This is a genomic window from Pseudomonas sp. M2(2023), from assembly GCF_030263955.1.
In the GTDB taxonomy this organism is placed as follows: domain Bacteria; phylum Pseudomonadota; class Gammaproteobacteria; order Pseudomonadales; family Pseudomonadaceae; genus Aquipseudomonas; species Aquipseudomonas asiatica.
In genome coordinates this window covers 317,812-342,020 of record NZ_CP127114.1, presented here as the reverse complement: position 1 = coordinate 342,020, position 24,209 = coordinate 317,812, and the positions used below count along the sequence as shown (strand labels likewise).

General features: G+C 62.5%; 23 protein-coding genes and 2 tRNA genes. 16 read left to right on the top strand and 9 right to left on the bottom strand.

Annotated elements, in window-relative coordinates:
- Positions 1-46 precede the first annotated feature (46 nt).
- Both choW and choV read left to right on the top strand, forming a co-directional pair.
- The gene (gene choW, locus QN085_RS01590; RefSeq protein ID WP_169774667.1) at positions 47-895 is read left to right on the top strand and encodes a choline ABC transporter permease subunit; all 849 of its coding nucleotides are present in this window, start codon (positions 47-49) and stop codon (positions 893-895) included.
- The gene (gene choV / locus QN085_RS01585; protein ID WP_003257485.1) at positions 892-2,070 is read left to right on the top strand and encodes a choline ABC transporter ATP-binding protein; all 1,179 of its coding nucleotides are present in this window, start codon (positions 892-894) and stop codon (positions 2,068-2,070) included. The genes choW and choV overlap by 4 nt, the downstream gene beginning before the upstream one ends.
- 120 nt (positions 2,071-2,190) lie before the next feature.
- Here the strand turns inward: choV and hisF are convergent, their stop codons facing one another.
- From hisF to QN085_RS01555, 6 genes are all read right to left on the bottom strand, one after another.
- Positions 2,191-2,961 (bottom strand): imidazole glycerol phosphate synthase subunit HisF, encoded by a 771-nt coding sequence (hisF, locus tag QN085_RS01580; protein ID WP_013970495.1) that lies wholly within the window; start codon positions 2,959-2,961, stop codon positions 2,191-2,193.
- 10 nt (positions 2,962-2,971) lie between these two features.
- Positions 2,972-3,709: a 1-(5-phosphoribosyl)-5-[(5-phosphoribosylamino)methylideneamino]imidazole-4-carboxamide isomerase gene (gene hisA, locus QN085_RS01575; protein ID WP_003257484.1), complete on the bottom strand. Its 738-nt coding sequence runs from the start codon at positions 3,707-3,709 to the stop codon at positions 2,972-2,974.
- Between the two features lie 27 nt (positions 3,710-3,736).
- Positions 3,737-3,997 (bottom strand): DUF2164 domain-containing protein, encoded by a 261-nt coding sequence (locus QN085_RS01570; protein WP_003257483.1) that lies wholly within the window; start codon positions 3,995-3,997, stop codon positions 3,737-3,739.
- Positions 3,998-4,636 carry an imidazole glycerol phosphate synthase subunit HisH gene (hisH, locus tag QN085_RS01565; protein ID WP_013970493.1) on the bottom strand — a complete coding sequence of 213 codons (639 nt, stop codon included), beginning with the start codon at positions 4,634-4,636 and terminating at the stop codon, positions 3,998-4,000. It lies immediately after the preceding gene.
- Entirely contained in the window at positions 4,637-5,230 is a 594-nt protein-coding gene (gene hisB / locus QN085_RS01560; protein ID WP_003255736.1) for an imidazoleglycerol-phosphate dehydratase HisB, read from the bottom strand.
- A gap of 238 nt (positions 5,231-5,468) precedes the next feature.
- Positions 5,469-7,130: an OFA family MFS transporter gene (locus QN085_RS01555; RefSeq protein ID WP_285689288.1), complete on the bottom strand. Its 1,662-nt coding sequence runs from the start codon at positions 7,128-7,130 to the stop codon at positions 5,469-5,471.
- Positions 7,131-7,435: 305 nt separating this feature from the next.
- Here QN085_RS01555 and QN085_RS01550 point away from each other — a divergent pair, with 305 nt between their 5' ends.
- The 6 genes from QN085_RS01550 to QN085_RS01525 all read left to right on the top strand — a co-directional run bounded on the left by QN085_RS01550 (position 7,436) and on the right by QN085_RS01525 (position 12,870).
- Positions 7,436-9,682 (top strand): AsmA family protein, encoded by a 2,247-nt coding sequence (locus QN085_RS01550; protein ID WP_023661917.1) that lies wholly within the window; start codon positions 7,436-7,438, stop codon positions 9,680-9,682.
- Positions 9,679-10,746 (top strand): A/G-specific adenine glycosylase, encoded by a 1,068-nt coding sequence (gene mutY / locus QN085_RS01545; protein ID WP_013970490.1) that lies wholly within the window; start codon positions 9,679-9,681, stop codon positions 10,744-10,746. Before QN085_RS01550 ends, mutY begins: the two co-directional genes overlap by 4 nt.
- Entirely contained in the window at positions 10,743-11,015 is a 273-nt protein-coding gene (locus QN085_RS01540) for an oxidative damage protection protein (protein ID WP_003257478.1), read from the top strand. Before mutY ends, QN085_RS01540 begins: the two co-directional genes overlap by 4 nt.
- A 90-nt stretch (positions 11,016-11,105) precedes the next feature.
- Positions 11,106-11,181 (top strand) — tRNA-Phe (locus QN085_RS01535).
- Positions 11,182-11,388: 207 nt separating this feature from the next.
- Positions 11,389-12,369, top strand: coding sequence for a polyphosphate kinase 2 (ppk2, locus tag QN085_RS01530; RefSeq protein WP_013970489.1), 981 nt, complete (start codon positions 11,389-11,391; stop codon positions 12,367-12,369).
- A gap of 57 nt (positions 12,370-12,426) precedes the next feature.
- A complete protein-coding gene (locus QN085_RS01525) occupies positions 12,427-12,870 on the top strand; it encodes a hypothetical protein (RefSeq protein ID WP_013970488.1) in 444 nt (147 codons plus the stop codon).
- A 181-nt stretch (positions 12,871-13,051) separates the two neighbouring features.
- Here the strand turns inward: QN085_RS01525 and gabP are convergent, their stop codons facing one another.
- Positions 13,052-14,437, bottom strand: coding sequence for a GABA permease (gabP, locus tag QN085_RS01520; RefSeq protein WP_013970487.1), 1,386 nt, complete (start codon positions 14,435-14,437; stop codon positions 13,052-13,054).
- Between the two features lie 665 nt (positions 14,438-15,102).
- Between gabP and QN085_RS01515 the strand changes: the two genes are divergently transcribed.
- The 5 genes from QN085_RS01515 to QN085_RS01495 all read left to right on the top strand — a co-directional run bounded on the left by QN085_RS01515 (position 15,103) and on the right by QN085_RS01495 (position 19,406).
- A complete protein-coding gene (locus tag QN085_RS01515; protein ID WP_003257472.1) occupies positions 15,103-15,876 on the top strand; it encodes an ABC transporter ATP-binding protein in 774 nt (257 codons plus the stop codon).
- Between the two features lie 11 nt (positions 15,877-15,887).
- Positions 15,888-16,640, top strand: a complete 753-nt coding sequence (locus tag QN085_RS01510; RefSeq protein WP_013970486.1) for an ABC transporter substrate-binding protein — start codon at positions 15,888-15,890, stop codon at positions 16,638-16,640.
- A gap of 54 nt (positions 16,641-16,694) precedes the next feature.
- Positions 16,695-17,387 carry an ABC transporter permease gene (locus tag QN085_RS01505; RefSeq protein ID WP_013970485.1) on the top strand — a complete coding sequence of 231 codons (693 nt, stop codon included), beginning with the start codon at positions 16,695-16,697 and terminating at the stop codon, positions 17,385-17,387.
- On the top strand, positions 17,387-18,076 hold the full coding sequence (locus QN085_RS01500) for an ABC transporter permease (protein WP_023661919.1): 690 nt from the start codon (positions 17,387-17,389) through the stop codon (positions 18,074-18,076). The genes QN085_RS01505 and QN085_RS01500 overlap by 1 nt, the downstream gene beginning before the upstream one ends.
- Positions 18,077-18,200: 124 nt before the next feature.
- Positions 18,201-19,406: a methyltransferase gene (locus QN085_RS01495; protein WP_041506499.1), complete on the top strand. Its 1,206-nt coding sequence runs from the start codon at positions 18,201-18,203 to the stop codon at positions 19,404-19,406.
- A 275-nt stretch (positions 19,407-19,681) separates the two neighbouring features.
- Here the strand turns inward: QN085_RS01495 and QN085_RS01490 are convergent, their stop codons facing one another.
- Positions 19,682-19,972: a DUF3077 domain-containing protein gene (locus QN085_RS01490; RefSeq protein WP_003257466.1), complete on the bottom strand. Its 291-nt coding sequence runs from the start codon at positions 19,970-19,972 to the stop codon at positions 19,682-19,684.
- Positions 19,973-20,546: 574 nt separating this feature from the next.
- Between QN085_RS01490 and QN085_RS01485 the strand changes: the two genes are divergently transcribed.
- The 3 genes from QN085_RS01485 to QN085_RS01475 all read left to right on the top strand — a co-directional run bounded on the left by QN085_RS01485 (position 20,547) and on the right by QN085_RS01475 (position 21,328).
- Positions 20,547-20,795 carry a hypothetical protein gene (locus tag QN085_RS01485; protein ID WP_003257464.1) on the top strand — a complete coding sequence of 83 codons (249 nt, stop codon included), beginning with the start codon at positions 20,547-20,549 and terminating at the stop codon, positions 20,793-20,795.
- Between the two features lie 98 nt (positions 20,796-20,893).
- Positions 20,894-20,969 (top strand) — tRNA-Thr (locus tag QN085_RS01480).
- Positions 20,970-21,121: 152 nt separating this feature from the next.
- Complete coding sequence (locus tag QN085_RS01475) at positions 21,122-21,328, top strand: DUF3079 domain-containing protein (protein ID WP_013970481.1); 207 nt, start codon at positions 21,122-21,124, stop codon at positions 21,326-21,328.
- Between the two features lie 475 nt (positions 21,329-21,803).
- Here QN085_RS01475 and QN085_RS01470 read toward each other — a convergent pair whose 3' ends face one another.
- Positions 21,804-24,101 (bottom strand): TonB-dependent siderophore receptor, encoded by a 2,298-nt coding sequence (locus QN085_RS01470; protein WP_023661061.1) that lies wholly within the window; start codon positions 24,099-24,101, stop codon positions 21,804-21,806.
- Between the last annotated feature and the right edge of the window lie 108 nt (positions 24,102-24,209).

Genomic DNA, 24,209 nt, shown 5'->3' with positions numbered 1-24,209 from the left:
GTGCCTGCCCCGGGTTGAGTTCAATCTATGCAGGTGGAAGCTCGCTATCATGCTTATCGATCAGAAAATACCCCTGGGCCAGTACATCGCGTCGTTCGTCGAGTGGCTGACCCAGAACGGCGCGAATTACTTCGACGCCATCGCGCAAGGCCTGGAGTTCATGATCCATGGCGTAACCAGTGCCCTGACTTTCTTCAATCCGTTCGTGCTCATCGCTCTGTTCGCCGCCCTGGCGCATTTCATCCAGCGCAAGTGGGCGCTGACCGCATTCGTCGCCCTGTCGTTCCTGCTGATCCTCAACCTGGGTTACTGGCAGGAAACCATGGAAACCCTGGCGCAGGTCACCTTCGCCACGGTGGTTTGCGTGGCCATCGGCGTGCCACTGGGCATCGTCGCCGCGCACAAACCGATGTTCTATACCGCCATGCGCCCGGTACTCGACCTGATGCAGACGGTACCTACCTTCGTCTACCTGATCCCCACCCTGACCCTGTTCGGCCTGGGTGTGGTGCCGGGGCTGATCTCGACAGTGGTGTTTGCCATCGCCGCGCCGATCCGTCTCACGTATCTGGGCATCTGCGACGTCCCGCAGGAGCTGATGGATGCCGGCAAGGCATTTGGCTGCTCACGGCGCCAGCTGCTCACCCGTATCGAACTGCCGCACGCGATGCCAAGCATCGCCGCCGGCGTTACCCAGTGCATCATGCTGTCGCTATCGATGGTGGTGATCGCCGCCCTGGTCGGCGCTGACGGCCTGGGCAAACCTGTGGTCAACGCACTGAACACCGCCGATATTTCCCTGGGCTTCGAAGCGGGCCTGGCGATCGTGCTGCTGGCGATCATGCTCGACCGTATCTGCAAGCAACCGGACCTGCCGGTAAGGGGTGAAGCATGAGCATCATTCGTTTCGAAGACGTCGACGTCATCTTCTCCAACAAGCCGCGCGAAGCGCTGGCGCTGCTCGACCAAGGCCAGACCCGCGAGCAGATTCTCAAGCAGACCGGCCTGGTGGTGGGTGTCGAGAAGGCCAACCTGGATATCCAGAAGGGCGAGATCTGCGTGCTGATGGGCCTGTCCGGCTCGGGCAAGTCGAGTTTGCTGCGCTGCATCAACGGCCTCAACACCGTCAGCCGCGGCAAGCTGTTCGTCGAGCACGAAGGCAAGCACATCGATATTGCCCACTGCACCCCGGCCGAACTGAAGATGATGCGCACCAAGCGCATTGCCATGGTGTTCCAGAAATTCGCCCTGATGCCCTGGCTGACGGTGCGCGAGAACATCAGCTTTGGCCTGGAAATGCAGGGCCGCCCCGAGAAGGAACGGCGCAAGCTGGTAGACGAGAAGCTCGAACTGGTGGGCCTGACCCAGTGGCGCAACAAGAAGCCGGACGAACTGTCTGGCGGCATGCAGCAGCGTGTGGGCCTGGCCCGGGCGCTGGCGATGGATGCCGACATCCTGCTGATGGACGAACCGTTCTCGGCACTGGACCCGCTGATCCGCCAAGGGCTGCAGGACGAGTTGCTTGGCCTGCAGGCCAAGCTGAGCAAGACCATCGTGTTCGTCAGCCACGACCTGGACGAGGCACTGAAACTGGGTAGCCGCATCGCCATCATGAAGGACGGGCGGATCATTCAGTACAGCAAGCCGGAAGAGATCGTGCTCAACCCGGCCGACGAGTATGTGCGTACCTTTGTTGCCCATACCAACCCACTGAACGTGCTGTGCGGGCGCAGCCTGATGCGCAGCCTGGACAACTGCAAGCGGGTGAACGGTTCGGTGTGCCTAGACCCCGGCATCGACTCGTGGCTGGACCTTGGCGAAGGCGGCTCGATCAAGCGCGCACGCCAGGGGCAGAACGGGCTTGACCTGCAAAACTGGGCACCAGGGCAGGATGTGGAGCTGCTGGGCCGCCGCCCAACGTTGGTAAATGCCGATATCGGCATGCGCGAGGCGCTGCAGATTCGTTATCAGACCGGCAACAAGCTGGTGTTGCAGGATAACGACAAGGTGGTGGGGATACTTGGGGATACCGAGCTTTATCACGCATTGCTCGGCAAGAACCACGGCTGATGCCATTGGGGCCGCTTTGCGGCCCTTTCGCGACACAAGGCCGCTCCTACAGGGGAACGCATATCCCTGTAGGAGCGGCCTTGTGTCGCGAAAGGAGGGCAAAGCCCTCCCAACAATGGGTCAGCGAACGACGATCCCGCGCGAAGCCATGTAGGCCTTGGCTTCCGGCACCGTGTACTCACCAAAGTGGAAGATACTGGCAGCCAGCACCGCACTGGCATGCCCTTCCAGAATGCCGTCAGCCAAGTGCTGCAGGTTACCCACACCGCCCGAGGCAATCACCGGAATACCCAGCGCATCACTGATCGCACGGGTAACACCCAGGTCGAAGCCGTTCTTCATGCCGTCCTGATCCATGCTGGTCAGCAGGATCTCGCCAGCACCCAGGCCTTCCATCTTCTTCGCCCATTCAACGGCATCCAGCCCGGTCGGCTTGCGCCCGCCGTGGGTGAAGATTTCCCAGCGTGGTTCTTCGCCCGGCCCGGACACCTTCTTGGCATCAATGGCGACAACGATGCACTGCGAACCGAAACGGTCCGCTGCCTCGCCGACGAACTCTGGGTTGAACACCGCGGCCGTGTTGATCGAGACCTTGTCGGCACCGGCATTGAGCAGGTTGCGGATGTCCTGCACGGTGCGCACGCCACCGCCCACGGTCAGCGGGATGAACACCTGGCTGGCCATGCGCTCGACGGTATGCAGGGTAGTGTCGCGGCCGTCGACGCTGGCAGTGATGTCGAGGAAGGTGATTTCGTCGGCACCTTGCTCGTCGTAGCGACGGGCGATTTCCACCGGGTCGCCGGCATCACGGATGTTCTCGAACTTGACGCCCTTGACCACCCGGCCGTTGTCCACGTCCAGGCAAGGGATGATGCGCTTGGCCAGTGCCATGGTTCAGTCCTCAGCCTTGGTAGTTGTCGCAGAAGGCCTGGGCCTCGGCGACATCGAGGGTGCCTTCGTAGATGGCACGGCCGGTGATGGCGCCGATGATGCCCGGGGCCTTGGCGTCCAGCAGGGCCTTGATGTCGCCCAGATTGTGGATGCCGCCCGAGGCGATCACCGGGATCGAGGTAGCTTCTGCCAGCGCCTTGGTGAACGGCACGTTGCAGCCCTGCATCATGCCGTCCTTGGCGATGTCGGTGTAGACGATCGCCGAGACGCCATCGGCCTCGAAACGCTTGGCCAGGTCGATGACCTGCACCGAGCTCACTTCAGCCCAGCCGTCGGTGGCGACGAAGCCGTCCTTGGCGTCCAGGCCAACGATGACCTTGCCCGGGAAGGCCTTGCACGCTTCGGCGACGAACTCCGGCTGCTTGACCGCCTTGGTGCCGATGATCACGTAGCTGACGCCAGCCTTGACGTAGTGCTCGATGGTTTCCAGCGAGCGGATGCCACCACCGATCTGGATCGGCAGGGTCGGGTAGCGCTTGGCAATGGCGGTGACCACTTCACCGTTGACCGGCTGGCCTTCGAAGGCGCCGTTGAGGTCGACCAGGTGCAGGCGGCGGCAGCCACCCTCGACCCACTTGGCGGCCATGCTCACAGGGTCGTCGGAAAATACCGTGGAGTCTTCCATGCGGCCCTGGCGCAGGCGCACGCAGGCACCGTCCTTCAGATCGATAGCGGGGATAATCAGCATCTTGGGAACCTGTCTGTTCTTGGGGTTTCAGGGCTTCTCGAGCGCCCACAGATCGCTTTCGATGCTCTCGAACCGCTCCTTGAGGTGCAGCTGAACATCGGCAATCGCCCTGTTGTAGTAAAGGGGTGCAATTTCTTTGCTGAACAGTTCGAGGACTTCGGCCACTTCGAACGACCCCAGCTCCAGCTCGAAACGGTCTTCGAGGAAGCGCTTGAGCGTGTGCAGCGCTTCGCGCTCCTGCTCGGGGGCCAGGGTGATGACCGGGGCCTTGGTCTTCGACCTGCTCATTTACCAGCGCCCGTCCCAGGCGACGAAGTTCTGCAGCAGCTGCAGGCCATGGGTATGGCTCTTCTCCGGGTGGAACTGCACGGCAAAGCGCGAGCCATCGGCCAGTGCAGCGGCGAAATCGACACCGTAATGGCCGCGACCGACCACCTGGGCCGGCTTGCCTGCATTGATGTAATAGCTATGCACGAAGTAGAACCGCGCACGGTCGGGGATGTCGTGCCACAGCGGGTGGTCGTTGGTCTGGCCGACTTCGTTCCAGCCCATGTGCGGCACCTTCAGGTGCTCGCCGTCTTCCTGCAGGTCTTTGCCGAAGAAGCGAACCTGGCCGGGGAACAGGCCGATACAGTCGACACCGTCGTTTTCTTCGCTGTGGTCGAGCAGTGCCTGCATACCCACGCAGATGCCGAGGAACGGGCGGTCCTGGCTGACTTCACGCACCAGGCTGTCGAAGCCCAGGCGGCGGATTTCTGCCATACAGTCGCGAATCGCGCCCACGCCCGGGAATACCACGCGGTCGGCTTCGCGGATGACCGTGGCATCACTGGTGACCAGCACCTTGCCGGCACCTACATGCTCGAGCGCCTTGGCCACCGAATGCAGGTTGCCCATGCCATAGTCGATTACGGCTACCGTCTGCATTTACAGGCACCCTTTGGTGGAAGGCATCTGCCCGGCCATGCGCTCGTCGAGGGTAATGGCCATGCGCAGGGCGCGGCCGAAAGCCTTGAACACGGTCTCGATCTGGTGGTGGGTGTTGTGGCCACGCAGGTTGTCGATGTGCAGGGTCACCAAGGCGTGGTTGACGAAGCCCTGGAAGAACTCCTGGAACAGGTCGACATCGAAGCCACCGACGCTGGCGCGGGTGTACGGCACATGCATCTGCAGGCCCGGGCGACCGGAGAAGTCGATGACCACGCGCGACAGCGCTTCGTCCAGCGGCACATAGGCGTGGCCGTAGCGGAAGATGCCCTTCTTGTCACCGATGGCCTGGGCAAATGCCATGCCCAAGGTGATGCCGACGTCTTCGACGGTATGGTGATCGTCGATATGCGTGTCACCCTTGCACTCGATATCCAGATCGATCAGCCCATGGCGGGCAATCTGGTCCAGCATGTGTTCAAGGAAAGGCACACCGATATCGAATCGGGCCTTGCCACTGCCATCGAGGTTGATCGAGCACTTGACCTGGGTTTCCAGGGTATTGCGCTCGACGGAAGCCTTACGTTCGACCATCACCAGCTCCGCAAAATCATTAGGCGAAAAGGGCTTCATTATAGGCCTAGAACGCGCCGGCTTGAAACGCGGATGACATATGGCAAAACGAGGAATTACGCAGGCTGGATACCGTTACAGGTCTATACAACCGCATGGCTTGGGGCTGCTTTGCAGCCCATCGCGACACAAGGCCGCTCCTACAGGGGTCGCCTGTAGGAGCGGCCTTGTGTCGCGATGGGGCGCAAAGCGCCCCCAATCAATGGAACAGCACAGCCGTCTTCTGCAAGGTAATCCAAACACCCCAGGCCAACGGCACGACCACCACAGCCCAGGCCAGCAGTACCAGCGGCAGGCTACCCGGCGCCGCCTTCCACTCCAGCGAGCGCGCCCCGTCGGCGCCCTTGTCATGGCTCAAAGCCCGCTCGGCAGCCAGTTCGGCATCGCTCATGAAGTGCTTGTCGGCCACCGGTCGTACCAGCATGTTGCAGACAAAGCCCAGCACCAGCAGGCCGGCGAGGATGTACAGGGTCATGTCATAAGCAGCCGCACGCTCCACCCCGGCCGCCAATTGGTACTCGCGCAGGTAGGTGATAAGCACCGGCCCCAGCACCCCCGCCGCCGCCCAGGCAGTCAGCAGGCAGCCATGAATTGCGCCGACCATCTGCGTACCGAAGAGGTCGGCCAGGTAGGCCGGTACCGTGGCAAAACCACCACCGTACATCGACAGGATGATGCAGAACGCCGCCACGAACAGCGCCACGTTACCCAGGTGCCCCATGTTCGGCACCAGGCTGTACAAGCCCACGCCCAAGGCAAAGAAGGCGAAATAGGTGTTCTTGCGGCCAATGTAGTCCGAGAACGACGCCCAGAAGAACCGCCCGCCGATGTTGAACAGGCTCAGCAGGCCGGTGAAGCCGGCGGCGATCGCGGCAATCTGCGCCAACTGGGCGCTGTTCAGCTCGCTGAAGCTCAGCCCGTTGCCCAGCAGCTTGCCGGCGAACACTTCCTGCAGCAACGGCGAAGCCATGCCGAGGATGCCGATACCCGCCGACACGTTCAGGCACAGCACCAGCCAGATCAGCGCGAACTGCGGGGTCTTCCAGGCCACGCTGACGTGAACGTGGCGGTCGGTGACCATGGTGTTGCCAGCTTTCTTCACTGGGGCGCTCCAGCCTTCGGGCTTCCAGCCGGTTGGCGGTACGCGATACGCCAGGGCACCAGCGGTCATGAACACGAAGTAGATCGCCGCCATGACGACGAAGCTCTGCCACACGCCCACTTCCTGCGCATTGCCGAAATGGCCCATCAGCGCGGTGGCCAGCGGAGCACCGACCATGGCCCCGCCACCGAAGCCCATGATCGCCATGCCGGTGGCCATGCCGCGCTTGTCCGGGAACCACTTGATCAGGGTCGACACCGGCGAGATGTAGCCCAGGCCCAGGCCGATACCCCCAATTACGCCGGAACCCAGCCACATCAGCCACAACTGATGGGTTTTCACGCCAATCGCCGAAATCAGCATGCCACCGCACCAGCACAGCGCCGACACCAGGCCGGCCTTGCGCGGGCCGGCGTGTTCCAGCCAACCACCCAGCACGGCCGCCGAGCAACCGAGGAAGACGAAGAAGAGGGTGTAGATCCAGCTCAGCATGGAAATCGGCCAATCGCATTCGGCGCTGAACATGCGGGCCATGAAGCCCATGTCCGCCGCGCAGGCGACCGGGGCGGTGATGCCTAGGGCTTGCGACAGCGGCAGCCAGAACACCGAGAAGCCATAGGCCATGCCGATGCACAGATGGATGGCAAGGGCGGCCGGTGGGACCAGCCAGCGGTTGAAGCCCGGACGGGCGATGATGCGCTCCTTCGACAGGAAGCTTGGCGCACTGGCCAAGGTCCCCGCCGCGACGGTACTGCTCATGGATCAGATCCTTCTTATAGGGAGGGTGCAGGCAAAGCGGCGCAAGGGTAGCAGCATCAAGTAGCGTGAAAGCAATCTGATATCGTTAATTTTTGCTCGGCTGAAACGGTCATGTTGCCTATACCGGCGATAGGGCCAGTACAGGCCACACATTCGGAACTGACAAAATCATGGCTGTCGAAAGCCGTACCATCTGCTGTACGCGTAGGAAATGCCCCGTATCTCTAGTCGAATACGCAGGGGTAACCACTGCGGCGCTATACTCTGGCGCTTGAATTTCAAAAACGGACTACAAGGACTCGCCCATGAAAGCGTTCGGCAAAATCCTGGGACTTGGGCTTCTCGGGTTGCTGCTGATCATCGTGGCGCTGGGCTTCGCCCTGACCCACCTCTTCGATCCCAACGACTACAAAGACGAGATTCGCCAGCTGGCACGTGACAAGGCTCACGTCGAGCTGACCCTCAACGGTGACATTGGCTGGAGCCTGTTCCCGTGGCTGGGCCTGGAGTTGCACGATGCGAGCATCGCCACCTTGAACAAACCCAAGGAGCCGTTCGCCGACCTGCAGATGCTGGGGCTTTCTGTACGTGTGCTGCCACTGCTGCGCCGCGAAGTGCAGATGAGCGACGTGCGCGTCGAGGGCCTGAACCTGACCCTGGCCCGTGACGAACAGGGCCATGGCAACTGGGAAGACATCGGTAAACCGCTGCCCGCGCAGAACGGCGCCAGTGCCGATGGGCAGGCCAGTGCTCCAGCCCAGGCACCGGCCGAACAGGCGTCGGCACCGGTCGCCAGCAACGAACGCGCCGTCAAGCTTGACATCGACAGCCTGACCGTGAACAACGCCCGCGTACAGTACACCGATGCCAAGACCGGCCAGAGCTACAGCGCCGAAAGCATCCAGCTGAGCACCGGCCCAGTCCACGAAGGGGCGAACATTCCGCTCAAGGCCAGCGCCTTCCTCAGCGCCAGCCAGCCGAACATCAAGGCCCGCACCGAACTGGCCGGCGAGCTGCGCTTCGACCGCAAGCTCAAGCGCTACAACTTCGAAGACATGCGCCTGTCGGGCGAAACCTCGGGTGAGCCCACCGGCGGCAAGACCGTGACCTTCGCCGCCCAAGGCCAATTGCTGGTCGACCTGGCCGCCAATGTCGCCTCGTGGAACGGCCTGAAAGTCTCGGCCAACCAGCTGCGCGCCCTGGGCGAGCTGAACCTGCGAGACCTGGACAAGGCACCGCAGCTGAGCGGCGGCCTGTCCATCGCCCAGTTCGACCTGCGCACCTTCCTCGACAGCATCGGCCGCCCGCTGCCGGCCACCAACGACCCGGCGGCCTTCGCCAAGCTGGAACTGGTCACCCGCCTGCAGGGCACGCCGAACAGCCTGGCCCTGGAAGACCTGGCGGTGAAGCTGGACGACAGCACCTTCACTGGCCGCGTGGCCGTCGAAGACTTCGCCAAACAGGCCCTGCGCCTGCAGCTCAAGGGCGACACCTTCAACGCCGACCGCTACCTGCCGGCCAAGAGTGAAGAGGCCAAGGGCGCCACCGCCGCGCGTCAGGCCGAGGTCAAGCAACAGGAAACCACTGCGGTCGCCGGCCCTGGCACCACGCCGCTCCCCAATGCCCCGACCCAGGTCGCCTGGAGCGACGACAAGCTGCTGCCGGTCGATCGCCTGCGCGCCCTCGACCTACAGGCCGACCTGGCCTTCGGCTCGCTGACCCTGGACAAACTGCCGATCGAAGACGCCCAGCTCAAGGCCATCGGCCAGGGCGGCCTGCTGACCCTGCAAACCCTGCGCGGTGAACTGTACAACGGCACCTTCGAGGCCAAGGGCACCGTCGACGTGCGCCCTGCCGTGCCGCAACTGGGCGTCAACACCAGCATCCAGCGGGTGCCGGTCGAACACTTCATCAAGACCGAGGGCAAGGAACAGACGCCACCGGTCAAAGGCCTGCTAACCCTGACCAGCGACCTGACCGCCACCGGCAACAGCCAGAAGACCCTGGTCGACACCCTCAACGGCAACGCCAACTTCGTCATCAACGATGGCGTGCTGGTCAATGCCAACTTGGAACAGCAACTGTGCAAGGCCATCGCCACGCTGAACCGCAAGTCGCTCAGCGGCGAGCCGCGTGGCAAGGACACCCCGTTCCAGGAACTGCGTGGCAGCCTGGTAGTACGCAATGGCGTTGCCAGCAACCCGGACCTCAAGGCACGAATTCCGGGCCTTACCGTCAATGGCCATGGTGACCTCGACCTGCGTGTACTGGGCATGGACTACAACGTTGGCGTGGTCGTCGAAGGCGACCAGCGCGCCATGCCGGACCCGGCCTGCCAGGTCAACGAACGGTATGTCGGTGTCGAAATACCGCTGCGTTGCCGCGGCCCGCTGGAGCTGGGCGCCAAAGCCTGCCGCCTGGACCAGGACGGCCTGGGCAAGGTTGCCGCCAAGGTGGCCGGCAACCGTCTGCAAGACAAGATCGATGAAAAACTCGGAGACAAAGTGAGCCCAGAATTGAAAGACGCGCTCAAGGGGCTGTTCAAGCGATGAGCCCCGAGCAGTTCTCCAGCGCTGTGCTGGATTGGTATGACGAACACGGTCGGCACGACCTGCCCTGGCAACAGGGCATCAACCCGTACCGGGTGTGGGTGTCGGAAATCATGTTGCAGCAGACCCAGGTCAGCACCGTGCTCAACTACTTCGACCGCTTCATGCAGGCCCTGCCGACCGTGCAGGCCCTGGCCGAAGCGCCGGAGGACGAGGTGCTGCACCTGTGGACGGGCCTGGGCTACTATACCCGGGCACGCAACCTGCAAAAGGCCGCGAAGATCGTGGTCGAACAGCATGGCGGCGAATTCCCGCGCAGTGTCGAGCAGCTCACCGAGCTGCCTGGCATCGGCCGCTCCACCGCCGGCGCCATCGCCAGTATCAGCATGGGCATCCGCGCACCGATCCTCGACGGCAACGTCAAGCGCGTGCTGGCCCGCTACACCGCCCAGGCCGGCTACCCCGGCGAACCCAAGGTGGCCAACCAGCTGTGGGCCACGGCCGAACGCTTTACCCCACAGCAGCGCGCCAACCACTACACCCAGGCGATGATGGACATGGGTGCCACGCTGTGCACCCGCAGCAAGCCCAGCTGCCTGATCTGCCCGCTGCAGCGCGGCTGCGAAGCGCACCTGCACGGTGAAGAAACCCGCTACCCCGAGCCCAAGCCGCGCAAGGCACTGCCGCAGCGCCGCACGCTGATGCCGCTGCTGGCCAACCACGAAGGCGCCATCCTGCTTTACCGCCGTCCGTCCAGCGGCCTATGGGGTGGTTTGTGGAGCCTGCCGGAACTGGACGACATTGCCCAACTCGACGACCTGGCCTACCAGCACGGCCTGCGCCTGGCTGACAGCCGCGCCATGGACGGCCTGACCCATACCTTCAGCCACTTCCAGCTGGCGATCGAGCCCTGGCTGGTGCGCGTCGACCCGGTCGGCCAGCACGTGGCCGAGGCCGACTGGCTCTGGTATAACCTCGCCACCCCGCCGCGCCTGGGCCTCGCCGCCCCGGTGAAAAAGCTGCTCAAACGCGCGGCCGACGAACTGATTGCAGGAGACGCCCGATGACCCGCACCGTGATGTGCCGCAAGTACAAAGAAGAACTGCCAGGCCTGGAGCGCCCGCCCTACCCCGGCGCCAAGGGCCAGGACATCTTCGAACACATCTCGCAGAAAGCCTGGGCTGACTGGCAGAAGCACCAGACCATGCTGATCAACGAAAAGCGCCTGAACATGATGAACGCCGAGGACCGCAAATTCCTCCAGGGCGAGATGGACAAGTTTTTCGCCGGCGAAGAATACGCCCAGGCGGAAGGCTACGTTCCACCCTCGGAATGACCCCACGGAACGTAAGCGACGGAATTAATTTAAAATTTTTTCAAAAAGTCGTTGACGAGCGGTCTGAAAGTCTATTTAATTCACCTCGTCGCCCAGATAGCTCAGTCGGTAGAGCAGAGGATTGAAAATCCTCGTGTCGGCGGTTCGACTCCGTCTCTGGGCACCACCTTCAAGCTTCTGGTGGTTGCAAAGTTACCCGAAGCGACAACAAGAAACCCGCCTAGTGCGGGTTTTTTGTTGTCTGTGAATTTTCATAATCCAACAGCTTCAATCCTCAAATCCCCTCACGTCTCATTGATAGACATCAAATAGCTATCACTCGCTCACCTTCACAATCGAAGACGGACATCCGACTCGACCCGCAAGGACCTCCATGAGCGAAGAATCCCCCCTCCTGCTCCCCGCCCCCAGCGAGCCCGCCATCACCCCAGCCCGCACGCGTCGCCCACGCCAGCGCAAGCCGGAGCCGACGATCACCAGCATCAGCCAGCAACCTGCTGCACTGGAAGTCGCCACCGCCCCCAAGGGCAGCAACGAAGACAGCACTTCGGCCCGCTTGCCCACCAGCTACCCGTACCGCACCCGCATGCGTCGCCAGGACTACGAGAAGGCCAAGCATGCGCTGCAGATCGAGTTGCTGAAGGTACAGAGCTGGGTGAAGGAAACCGGCCAGCGCGTGGTGATCCTGTTCGAAGGGCGCGATGCCGCAGGCAAGGGCGGCACCATCAAGCGGTTCATGGAGCACCTCAACCCACGCGGCGCGCGCATCGTGGCCCTGGAAAAGCCTTCCGAGCAGGAAAAAGGACAGTGGTACTTCCAGCGCTACATCCAGCATCTGCCCACGGCAGGTGAAATGGTGTTCTTCGACCGCTCCTGGTACAACCGCGCCGGCGTCGAGAAGGTGATGGATTTCTGCTCGCCACTGCAGTACCTGGAGTTCATGCGCCAGGCGCCGGAGCTGGAGCGCATGCTGTGCAACAGCGGCATCCTGTTGTTCAAGTACTGGTTCTCGGTGAACCGCGAAGAGCAGCTGCGCCGCTTCATCTCGCGCCGGGACGACCCGCTCAAACACTGGAAGCTGTCCCCCATCGACATCAAGTCGCTGGACAAGTGGGAGGACTACACCGCAGCCAAGGAGGCGATGTTCTTCCATACCGACACGGCCGATGCACCTTGGACGGTGATCAAGTCCGATGACAAGAAGCGTGCGCGGATCAATTGCATCCGGCACTTCCTGCATTCGCTGGACTACCCGGGCAAGGACCGCAGCGTGGCGCATGCGCCGGATGCGCTACTGGTCGGGCGAGCGTCCCGCGGCTTCGAGGAAGATGAGGCAGAGCCGCAGGCCTGTTGAATCGGCGTGCCTGCTGCGCTTCAATACGCGCAATTTCCGCCCCACCAAGGATTCACCATGGCCACCCCAACCAAGCAACAGAAACGCGCCAAGCGCGCCGCCAGCAAGGCCAAGCAGAACCGCATGGTACGCAGCGGCCAGGCGGTCAAGGCCAGTGCTGGCGACAGCGCCAGCATCGAGCAGGTGTACAACAAGGCCATGGAGTCGGGCAGCTACGACCCGCTATTCAAGAAGATGAAGGAAGCCCAGGAAGGCGGCCTGGTACCGATGATTTCGGTGTTCCTGGTAGATCCGCTGCTGGCCCTTGTGCTCAAGGGACACAAGGAAGAACACGCCACCGATTACATCGTGCTGGTGTTCAACGCCTACCGCAAATGGCTGGATGGGGCCGACGAAGAAGCCACCATGGCCTGGCTGGAGAGCGATGAGTTCCAGGCCGCCTACGTGGCGGCTTCGGAGCTGGTTGCCAAGCAGCAACAGCAGCAGAAGCAATTTGGCTGACAGGGCTGTGTAGCCTGACCGGGCCCTATCGCCGGCAAGCCGCCTCCTTACAGGTACACCCCAGGCCCAAAGGCAATGCCGTCCCTGTGGGAGCGGGCAAGCCCGCGAAAGGGCCGGAACAGGCAACAAAAAAGGCCGCGCCCTTCACAGGGCGCGGCCTTTTCATTTCAGCCAGCGCGGATCAGTTATCCAGCGCCACCCGCCCGGCAGCTTCACGCTTGCGGTGCACCAGCAAGCCAGCCGCCACCACACCAATGCTCAGCAGCGCGGTCGCGATGATTTCGGCGCGGTGGTCCTCACGCAGCGCCATTACCACCAGAATGGCAATGATGAAGGCAATGGTCGCCCAGGTAAGGCCCGGGAACAGCCACATCTTGAAGGTGATCTTCTCGCCGCGGGCCTCACGCTGGGCGCGCATGCGCAGCTGCGATACGGCAATCACCAGGTACACCAGCAGCGCAATGGCACCAGAGCTGGCCAGCAGGAACTCGAACACCTGGGCCGGGGCCACGAAGTTGGCGAACACACAGAGGAACGCCGCTGCAGTGGACAGCAGAACCGCCACATGCGGGGTAGCCGACTTGGTGGTGCGCTGGGCAATGGCCGGAGCGTCACCACGCTTGCTCAGCGAGAACAGCATGCGCGACGAGGTGTACAGCGCCGAGTTCAGGCAGCTGGTCACGGCGATCAGCACGACGATGTCGACGATCAGCTTGGCATTCGGCACGCCGATGCGGCTCAGCACGGTCTGGTAGGAACCGGTCTCGGCCAGGGCCGGGTCGTTCCACGGCACCAGGGCCACGACCAGGAAGATCGACACCAGGTAGAACAGGCAGATACGCCAGATCACCGAGTTGGTGGCGCGGCTGATCTGCTTGCCCGGGTCCTTCGACTCGGCAGCGGCGATGGTAACGATTTCGGTACCCATGAACGAGAACATGGTGGTCAGCATGGCTGCCAGCACCGCGCCCAGGCCGTTAGGCATGAAGCCCTGGGTGTCGAACAGGTGGCTGGCACCGCTTACCTGGCTGCTCGGCACAAAGCCGAACAAGGCAGCACAACCCACAGCGATGAAGCCGATGATCGCCAGCACCTTCAGCAGAGCGAACCAGAACTCGAACTCGCCGTAGTTCTTCACGCTGCACAGGTTGGTCAGGGTCAGCGCCAAGGTGATGACCAGGGAGAACGCCCACAGGTCGACCGCAGGGAACCAGGCATGCAGGATGGCCGCGGCGGCGTTGGCCTCCAGCGGAATTACCAGTACCCAGAACCACCAGTACAGCCAGCCAATGGTGAAACCGGCCCAGCGCCCGATGGCGCGGTCGGCATAGGTAGAGAACGAACCGGTGTCAGGCGAGGCGACAGCCATTTCACCCAGCATGCGCATGACCAGCACGACCAGCGTACCGGCGGCAGCGTAAGCCAGCAGCACGGCAGGGCCGGCAGCAGCAATGGCGTGGCCGGAGCCAACGAAAAGGCCGGCACCGATGACGCCAGCGATGGACAGCATGGTCACATGCCGTTGTTTGAGCCCCTGAGCGAGGTCATTGGAATTGTTACCGCTCATTGAAACTACCTTTGTAAGGAGTGGACCACTCCGACTGCGGTTACGGAGCGCGCCTGGGGTTGACCTGGGCGTCGCTGCAATCGGCGGTTTCCTACTGGCAATAAGCGCGCCATGTGCTGAATACATTCGTCAGAAAAGTCGGTATCCCTTTTAGCATGCGGTTTGGAGGGCTTTCGGCCAACGGCTGACCGAAAGACCATCAAATCATCGGATTACTGAAATACCCACTTACAAACGCACCAAAGGTGCTCCCCGGTAACACCTGTGCACCGCTGCAATGCAAAAAAGTGCAACCTAGAGGTACAACCTGAAGACCTGGCCGCCCCCGTTCGCGGGCATGCCCGCTCCCACAGGTCAGGTGCAACCATTTGAGCCCTTTTAAAGAACCTGTGGGAGCGGGCGTGCCCGCGAAAGGTCTAAAACCGCTTCCATGAGCGGGCCAAAGCTGGCACCATCGCGCCTTTTTTCATCAAGGCTCTGGTGCTGGGCGACACCTTCGCGGACATCCGCGCGACGTTGCGCTGCAACGATGCGACAAACTGCCCCACCAGCGCCCCGAGTCCCCAGCGACCCTGTTGGCCGTGATAATGCCGCTATGCTAGCGTGGCGCACGCCAGGAAGGCCGCCAACAGCTGGGAACGCACCCGTACACATGAGGACCGCACATGGCTCAGGCCACGCCCGCGCTGGAAATCCGCAATCTGCACAAACGCTACGGCGAGCAGGAAATTCTCAAGGGCATTTCGCTGACCGCACGCGACGGTGACGTGATCTCCATCCTGGGGTCGTCCGGCTCCGGCAAGTCCACCCTGCTGCGCTGCATCAACCTGCTCGAAAACCCGCACCAGGGCGAAATCCTGGTTGCCGGTGAAGCCCTCAAGCTCAAGGCCGCCAAGAACGGCGACCTGGTCGCCGCCGACAACCGCCAGATCAACCGCCTGCGCAGCGAGATCGGTTTCGTCTTCCAGAACTTCAACCTGTGGCCGCACATGTCGATCCTCGACAACATCATCGAGGCGCCACGCCGCGTGCTCGGCCAGAGCAAGGCCGAGGCCATCGAAGCCGCCGAAGCCCTGTTGAACAAGGTGGGCATCTACGACAAGCGTCACAGCTACCCCGCCCAGCTTTCCGGTGGCCAGCAGCAGCGCGCCGCCATTGCCCGTACCCTGGCCATGAAGCCCAAGGTCATCCTGTTCGACGAGCCAACTTCGGCGCTCGATCCGGAAATGGTCCAGGAAGTGCTAAACGTTATCCGCGCATTGGCCGAAGAAGGCCGTACCATGCTGCTGGTGACGCACGAGATGAGCTTTGCCCGCCATGTGTCCAGTGAAGTCGTCTTCCTGCACCAGGGCCTGGTCGAAGAGCAGGGATCGCCGCAGCAGGTCTTCGAGAACCCGACCTCGGCGCGTTGCAAGCAATTCATGTCCAGCCACCGCTAACGGAGCAATACATGCACACTTACAAGAAGTTCCTCCTGGCAGCTGCTGCCACGCTGGTGATGTCGGCCAACGCCCTGGCCGCAGAAAAACTGCGCATGGGTATCGAAGCCGCCTACCCACCGTTCAACAACAAGGATGCCAGCGGTAACGTGGTCGGCTTCGACAAAGACATCGGCGACGCCCTGTGCGCCAAGATGAAAGTCGAGTGCTCGGTCGTCACCTCCGACTGGGACGGCATCATCCCGGCCCTGAACGCCAAGAAGTTCGACTTCCTGGTGTCGTCGCTGTCGATCACCGACGAGCGCAAGCAGGCCGTGGACTTCACCGAGCCGTACTACTCCAACAAGCTGCAGTTCATCGCGCCGAAAAACGTCGACTTCAAGACTGACAAACCTTCGCTGAAGGGCAAGGTCATTGGCACCCAGCGCGCAACCTTGGCTGGCACCTACCTTGAAGACAACTACCCGGATGTCGAGATCAAACTCTACGACACCCAGGAAAACGCCTACCTCGACCTGGTTTCCGGCCGCATCGACGGCATCCTGGCCGACAAGTACGTGCAGTACGAGTGGCTGAAGAGCAAAGACGGCTCGAACTTCGAGTTCAAGGGCGAGCCAGTGATGGACAGCGACAAGATCGGCATTGCCGTGCGCAAGGGTGACACCAAGCTGCGCGACGACCTGAACAAGGCCCTGGCAGAAATCAAGGCCGACGGCACGTACAAGAAGATCAACGACAAGTACTTCCCGTTCAGCATCGAATGATCCGCCCCGACCGGCGCGCCCTTGCGGCGCGCCAGTCCCTAGAATGACCTGCCCATGAATATCGACCTGCACGGATTCGGTCCGGCCATGATGGCCGGCACCCTGATGACCGTAAAACTGGCGCTTTGCGCCTTGCTGCTGGGCCTGGTCCTGGGCCTGCTCGGCGCCCTGGCCAAGACTTCCGCAATCAAGCCGCTGCAATGGCTTGGTGGCTTCTATTCGACCCTGGTTCGCGGCGTGCCCGAACTGCTGTGGGTACTGCTTATCTATTTCGGCACCGTCGGCTTGATGAACGCCCTCGGTGAAGCCCTGAACATGCCAGGCCTGGAGCTCAGCGCCTTCGCTGCGGGCGTGATCGCCCTGGGCCTGTGCTTCGGCGCCTACGCCACCGAAGTGTTCCGTGGCGCCATCCTGGCAATCCCCAAGGGCCACCGTGAAGCCGGCCTGGCGCTTGGCCTGTCCAAAGGCCGCATCCTGTCGCGGATCATCCTGCCGCAGATGTGGCGCATCGCCCTGCCCGGCCTTGGCAACCTGTTCATGATCCTGATGAAGGACACCGCACTGGTATCGGTGATCGGCCTGGAAGAAATCATGCGCCACGCACAAATCGGCGTGACCGTGACCAAAGAGCCGTTCACCTTCTACATGGTCGCGGCCTGCATCTACCTGAGCCTGACCATCATTGCCATGACCGGTATGCACTTCATGGAAAAACGCGCCGCTCGCGGCTTTGCGAGGGCCGAATAATGAATTGGGAAGTCATCATCAAATGGCTGCCACGCCTGGCCCAGGGTGCGACCCTGACCCTGGAGCTGGTAGCCATCGCGGTGGTTGCCGGGTTGATCCTGGCCATCCCGCTGGGCATCGCCCGCTCCTCGCGCCATTGGTATGTGCGCGCGGTGCCGTTCGGCTACATCTTCTTCTTCCGAGGCACGCCGCTGCTGGTGCAGCTGTTCCTGGTCTACTACGGCCTGGCGCAGTTCGACATGGTGCGTTCGAGTTCGCTATGGCCGTACCTGCGCGACCCGTTCTGGTGCACCGTGCTGACCATGACCCTGCACACTGCTGCCTACATCGCCGAGATCCTGCGCGGCGCGCTGCAGTCGATCCCCAAGGGTGAGATCGAGGCGGCGCGGGCGCTGGGCATGTCGCGAGGCAAGACGCTGTTCTACATCATGCTGCCACGCGCCGCGCGCATCGGCCTGCCGGCGTACAGCAACGAAGTGATCCTGATGCTCAAGGCCAGCGCCCTGGCCAGTACCGTGACCCTGCTGGAACTGACTGGTATGGCCCGTACCATCATCGCCCGCACCTACCTGCCGGTAGAGATCTTCTTTGCCGCCGGGGTGTTCTACCTGGTGATCTCGTTCGTGCTGGTGCAGGGCTTCAAGCTGCTGGAGCGCTGGTTGCGCGTGGATGCCTGCCAGGGCCGCTGAGACCTCACTGACTGCTTCGCGGGCACGCCCGCTCCTACAGGTGTAGCGCCAACCTTGGATGTGGCGCTATACCTGTGGGAGCGGGTTCACCCGCGAAGAGGCCCTCAAAACCAACACACATCCCATGCCCAACCACCTCCACAGCCCCCACCTAAGCACCCGCTTCCAGGCCCTCGACCAGTTCCTGATCGAGCACCAGCAACTGTGGAAACCCCGCCCCTTCACCAGCCTGAAGCTGGCTTGGGAAACCGCCCACCCCGAGCTTGCCGCCCATCTGCGCCAATGCTCCCTGGAAGACGCCGAAACCGACACCACCGCTGCCCGGTTGCCCGCCCCGTTCCCGCAACTGGCCCAGCAAGCCCGACAGCTTTCGGCACTCGGCAACCTCCCGGCAACCGACCTGCCCCCCGCCGCGCATCGCCTCGACGTAGCCGTCCCCGGCCGCAAATGGCAGCAGATCGAAGCCTTCGCCAGCCACCTGGCCTTCCGCGAACAGCCCCGTCACTGGCTGGACTGGTGCTCCGGCAAAGGCCACCTGGGCCGCCGCCTGCTGCAACCCGGCCAACACCTGACCTGCCTGGAATACGATGCCGAACTGGTCGCCGCCGGCCAGGCCCTGAGCACGCACCACCACTTGCCGGCGCAGCATGTGCACCAGGATGTGATGGCCAACGACAGCGCCCGCCACCTGGCTGGCGACAAAAGCGTGGTTGCCCTGCACGCCTGTGGCGACCTGCATGTGCGCCTGATGCAACTGGCCAGCCAGCAAGGTTGCCGGCAACTGGCCGTGGCCCCCTGCTGCTACAACCGCATCGCGGCGCAGCAATACCAGGCGTTATCCACAGCCGCCCAAGCCTCCAGCCTGCGGCTGTCACTGGACGACCTGGGCCTGCCATTAAGCGAAACCGTTACCGCCGGCACCCGCGTGCGGCGCCAGCGCGACACCTCGATGGCCCGGCGCCTGGGCTTCGACCTGCTGCAACGCCAGCAGCGCCAGACCGACGAGTACCTGCCGACACCGTCGCTACCCGTGGCCTGGCTGGAGAAGCCCTTCGAGCAGTACTGCCGCGACCTGGCCGAACTCAAGCAATTGCAGCTGACTGGCAACCCGGACTGGGCAGCCTTGGAAGCCGCCGGCTGGCAACGCCTGGCCGAGGTCCGCAACCTGGAGCGCGTGCGCAACCTGTTCCGCCGGCCGCTGGAGCTGTGGCTGGTTCTCGATCGGGCCCTGTTCCTCGAAGAACAAGGCTACAACGTGCGCCTTGGCTTGTTCTGCGACTACCCACTCACCCCGCGCAACCTGCTAATCCTTGCCGAACGCGACCGTTAGCCGCAGCACAACCTGTGGATAACTCTGTGAACAAGCTTGTGATTACCTGTTGGATCCAAGCGCTATTTCAAGCGTTTGGCTTATTCCGGCTTGCGCGTCAAGGCCAGTAAAAACAGGCGTTTGCGCAAAGACCGGCGGTGTATCGATCCGGCATGCCTTTCGCGCAAGTCGCCGATGCCACTTGTGTATAAACATTTCTTGTGGTTGGCGACTGCGTCTAAAGCCTTACCCAGAATGGCCTGATTTACGCGCTCCCACACTGACCGCATCAGGGCTCAATGCGCCTTGTTCTTGGCAATCTCGATATCGTTCATCAGCGCCTTGGCCATGTCGCACAGATAATCGGCAGCGCCCAGGAATTTATGGTCATCCTCCATATCCCCCTCGCGCACCAGATGCTTGATGTAGCCCATCAGGATCGAGACATGCTCATAGGCAGCATCGACGGGGACGCCAGGCTCGACGCGTAGCAGATTGAGGGATGGGTTACCGGCTGCGAGGAAGGTTTCCACGCCTGCGGTGGTGATTGGCTTTGGGCTGCGGGGATCAGTATCAATCGTTTTCAATTTTCAAACTCCTAGTTCAAAGGAGTTGCCGTGTTCATTCTTTCTCACGGAACAAAGGCGGCAACCGTGCACGAGGTGAGAAACCGAGTGAACATAGGAAGCTCGGCCAGACCAAGGTCTGCCCGCGCACGGTCGCCATTACGCAGCCGATACGTTCAAAATCGGGTTCTCACACCCGGTCGCCAGAGCGACCCGAGAACGGTATCCGTGAGCCATTTCCCCGACAACAGCGATACTTCGGCGGCGCGCGTAGGATAGTTCCGAAGCCACCAAACCCTGAAGCTGTTAGCCCCTAGTTCAGAATTTTCGTACGGCTGATGGCCCTTTCGCGGGTAAACCCGCTCCCACAGGAATCTCACAAGGCTTGAGAACAGTGATATCTCTGTGGGAGCGGGTTCACCCGCGAAGAGGCCAGAACAGGCAACAAAAAGCTAAAGCCTCACCGCTGATCCCGCCCAACGGTGTATCATCCGCCCCCCAAATGATTAAAAAGTGACGTCGCGCGCTGCCCGCCAGCCCCGCGACCTTCTGGCGTTGCGCCAGAGCCGACAATGGACTAACGGACCCGACCATCGTGACCCAAGCCAAGCCCCTCGCCCTGCTGACCCTCACCCTGGCCCTGACCGCCTGCGCCAGCGGCACCGCTCCCCACCCCACCAGCAGCCTGGGCTGGAACCACCCCGGCATGCAGCTCGGCGGCGACAACGGCCTGCCCCTGCGCACCGAAAGCCCCTGCCGCAAGCGCGGCTGCGACAACGACAAGCTGTTCTTCAACCCGGGCAAAACCGAGCCGAGCGTCACCACCATCCATCGCGGCTGGTAGGAAAATTCTTCTTTCAGGTCGGTGACTTAGGTCATTTGCGAACATTCGCAACGAAGTGGTTTACAGGCGCCAACCGATCGTTATAATGACGCCCCATTGCCGGTATAGCTCAGATGGTAGAGCAACTGACTTGTAATCAGTAGGTCCCGGGTTCGATTCCTGGTGCCGGCACCATACGCAGTATCAAAAAAGGCTCACCGAAAGGTGGGCCTTTTTTGTTTCCAGCACGCTCTGCATGACCCCTTCCTCCAAGATTGATCTCAATCAAGCCTGACGCCGGCACGCAGCTTAGCCTGAGATCAGTCAGCCCTTGAGGGAAGGAAACCATGGCCAAGAAATTCCCCAAAACCCCCAGCCACCCGGAGCGCATCTGCTGGGGCTGCGACCTGTACTGCCCGGCCAAGGCATTGGCCTGTGGCAATGGGTCGAGTCGGACCATGCACCCGGTGGAACTGTTTGGCGAGGACTGGGACAGTTTCGAGGACCGGCTGGAGAAGCCGGTTGATTGCCAGCAAGAGACTGGCCCTAGGTGAAATAGGGCAGCTTTGCGGCCCATAGCCGGCAAGCCAGGCTCTCATAGAACTGCACATAACTCATTGAATTAGCGGGGGCCCTGTGGGAGCGGCTTTAGCCGCGAACACCGGCGCAGCCGGTGCCATGCACCGCGTTGGATTCTTCGCGGCTAAAGCCGCTCCCACAGGGTACGCGGATTGCTTGCAATTTCAGTTATCTTCACGACAGCGCAGCCCAAAGGGCTGGGCCATCTACCACAGGTACAGCGCATGGTTTGAGCCTGGCGCCGACCCAGCGAATGAGGTGCTGCGGTGGATGGCACGGGCTTCGCCCGTGTTCGCGGGCACGCCCGCTCCCACAAGGATCGCGCCACCTGTTAGAAATTGAGCAAGGCAGTTGCTACCAATGGGGAGCGCCGGGCTCAAGGTGTGCGCTGTACCTGTGGGAGCCCGGCTTGCCGGCGATGGGCTGCGCAGCAGCCCCAGGTGCGGTTGATCAGAACGCTGTGCTGACCGTCAGCGACAGGTTGCGTGGGTCACCATAAATCGCCCCGGCATAGAACCCGTAGCGGGTGTAGTAGTGCTTGTCGAACAGGTTATTGGCGTTAAGGCTGACGCTGGTGTCGTCGGTCAGCTGGTACTTGGCCATGGCATTCCAGATGGCATAACCGGACCAATTCACGTCAGTGGCACCGGTGCTCACACCATTGCTCGGCTGGCCCGCCGGGCTGGAGATTGCGCGGATGTTGCTCTGCGCAGTAACCCCGGCACCCAGGGTCAGGCGGTCGAGCGGGCCGGAAAGGCGGTAGGTGGTCGAAGCCTTGAAAAGGTGCGATGGGTCGCTGCGGCCGTCGCTGTCGAGGCGGCGGAAGTGCAGGTAGGTGTAGCCGGCGTACACGTTCCAGCTGGGGGTCAGGGCGCCGGCGATTTCCAGGTCGATACCGTCGGTTTCCTGGCCGGAACCGGCCTTGTAGGCGTCGCCACCGGTCGGGGTGGTCAGGTCGCCGTCGAGCACTGCCTTGTTTTCCTGCTTGGTGCGGAAGTACGCCGCCGAGGCGTTCAGGCGGCCATCGAACCACTCTCCCTTGATACCCGTCTCGTAGCTTTGCCCGCGAATCGGCTCAACCTTGCTGCCGCTGCTGGTTTCGGCGGTTTGCGGGGTGAAGATGTCGGTGTAGCTGGCGTACAGCGAGTAGTTGTCGTTGAGGTCGTACACGGCGCCCAGGTACGGGGTGACGATGCCGTTCTCTTCCTGGCTGGTACGTGCGCCAGCCACGCTGCGGGTGGTGGCCGAGTAGTTGCTGGTGCGCACACCGAGGATGACCGACAGTGGGTCGGTGATGCTCAGGCGGGTTGCCGCGTACATGCCCTGCAGGCGGGTGGTGGTCTTGCTGTGGCGGCCGGTGCGCGAGGCGATGATGTTGTAGTCGTCATCCACACCATTGCGCCAGTCGGTCAGCGGGAAGCCGTTGTTGGCGCGGAACTGGCAACCCAGCGCAGGCGCACTGGCCATGCCGTCGCCAACCATGGTGCAGGTGTATTCCGGCGACCAGGCCACGGTGCGGCTGTCGTTGTAGCCAACCATCGCCTGGTGGGTACGGCCGAACAGCTGGAACGGGCCGGACAGGTCGATCTGCGCCGACTGTTGGGTGGTGTCGGTGGAGCTGTGCAGGCCGTTGAGCACGGCACCGCTGCCATCCTGGTCCCAGTAGCCACCGTAGCTGCCACGGCCCGCCGAGTTGACCTTGGCCAGGCCGCGGTGGTTTAGGGTTTCGGCGGTGCTCTGGGTGGCTTTCAGGTCCAGCGTCCAGTCGTTGTCGAAGCGGTGTTCCAGCGAGCCGAACGCGGTGCGGGTGGTGTACTCGCCAAAGCTCCAGCTGGGTACCACGTTGGTGCTGCGCGGCAGGTCGGTCTTGCTGCCATCGCTGTACCAGATCGGGATGTTCGCACCCCAGCCACCGCCGACAATCTTGTTGTACTCGTACTGGTAGCCGGCACCGAGAGTGGTGGCGTCGTCCAGGTCGAACTCGAAGTTGGCCAGCGCTGCGCGGGAGCGCTCGGACTGGTTGTCGCGGAATGAGTTGGCGTCCTGCTGGGTCATCACGAAGCGCGAACGCAGGCGACCGTCTTCGGACAGCGGCAGGTTAAGGTCGGCGCCCAGGCGGCGCTTGTCCCAGCTGCCGTAGGTGGCATAGGCGCTACCGCCGAACGTCCTGGTCGGTGCCTTGCGGATCAGGTTGACGGTGGCCGACGGGTCGCCGGTACCGCCCAGCAGGCCGTTGGCGCCGCGCACGATGTCGATGCGCTCGTACAGGTCCATGTTCAGTGCGTTGCCGCCGCCACTGAAATCGGACCCGCCCTGGAACTGCAGGCCATCGACCTTCCAGTTGCTGATCGAGTAACCACGGGCACGGTAGTCGGTACGCCCGCCCACTTCGGACTTGCTCGCGGTCACGCCTGGGGTGGTTTCCAGCGCTTGCTCGATGGTGTGGATGTCGCGGTCATCCATTTGCTGGCGGGTAATGGTGGTGACCGACTGCGGCGTCTGGCGCGGCGTCAGGGCCAGGCCGGTGGAGCTGCGGGTGCTTTCGACGGTGTAACCCAGCTGACCAGCTTCGTCGGCAGGCAGCAGGGCGCTGTCTTCGATCTGCGTGGCCTCCAGTTCCAGGGGCTTGCTGTCGGCAGCCATCGCGCCACCGCTGACGGCCACGGCAATGAACAGGGCCAGCGGTTTGAGGCGCGTGCCGCCTCGGCTGATGGAGGGGAAGGCGTTCGGGGTGCTCTCGGAGTTCATTTGGGAAGGCTTCGTATTTGCAGATGATTTTTTGTTAGGATTCTAGGGATCGGCCCCCCGGGCTCCAGACCCGGCTTGTACGGGGATGTAATCGAACGTAACGAGCGC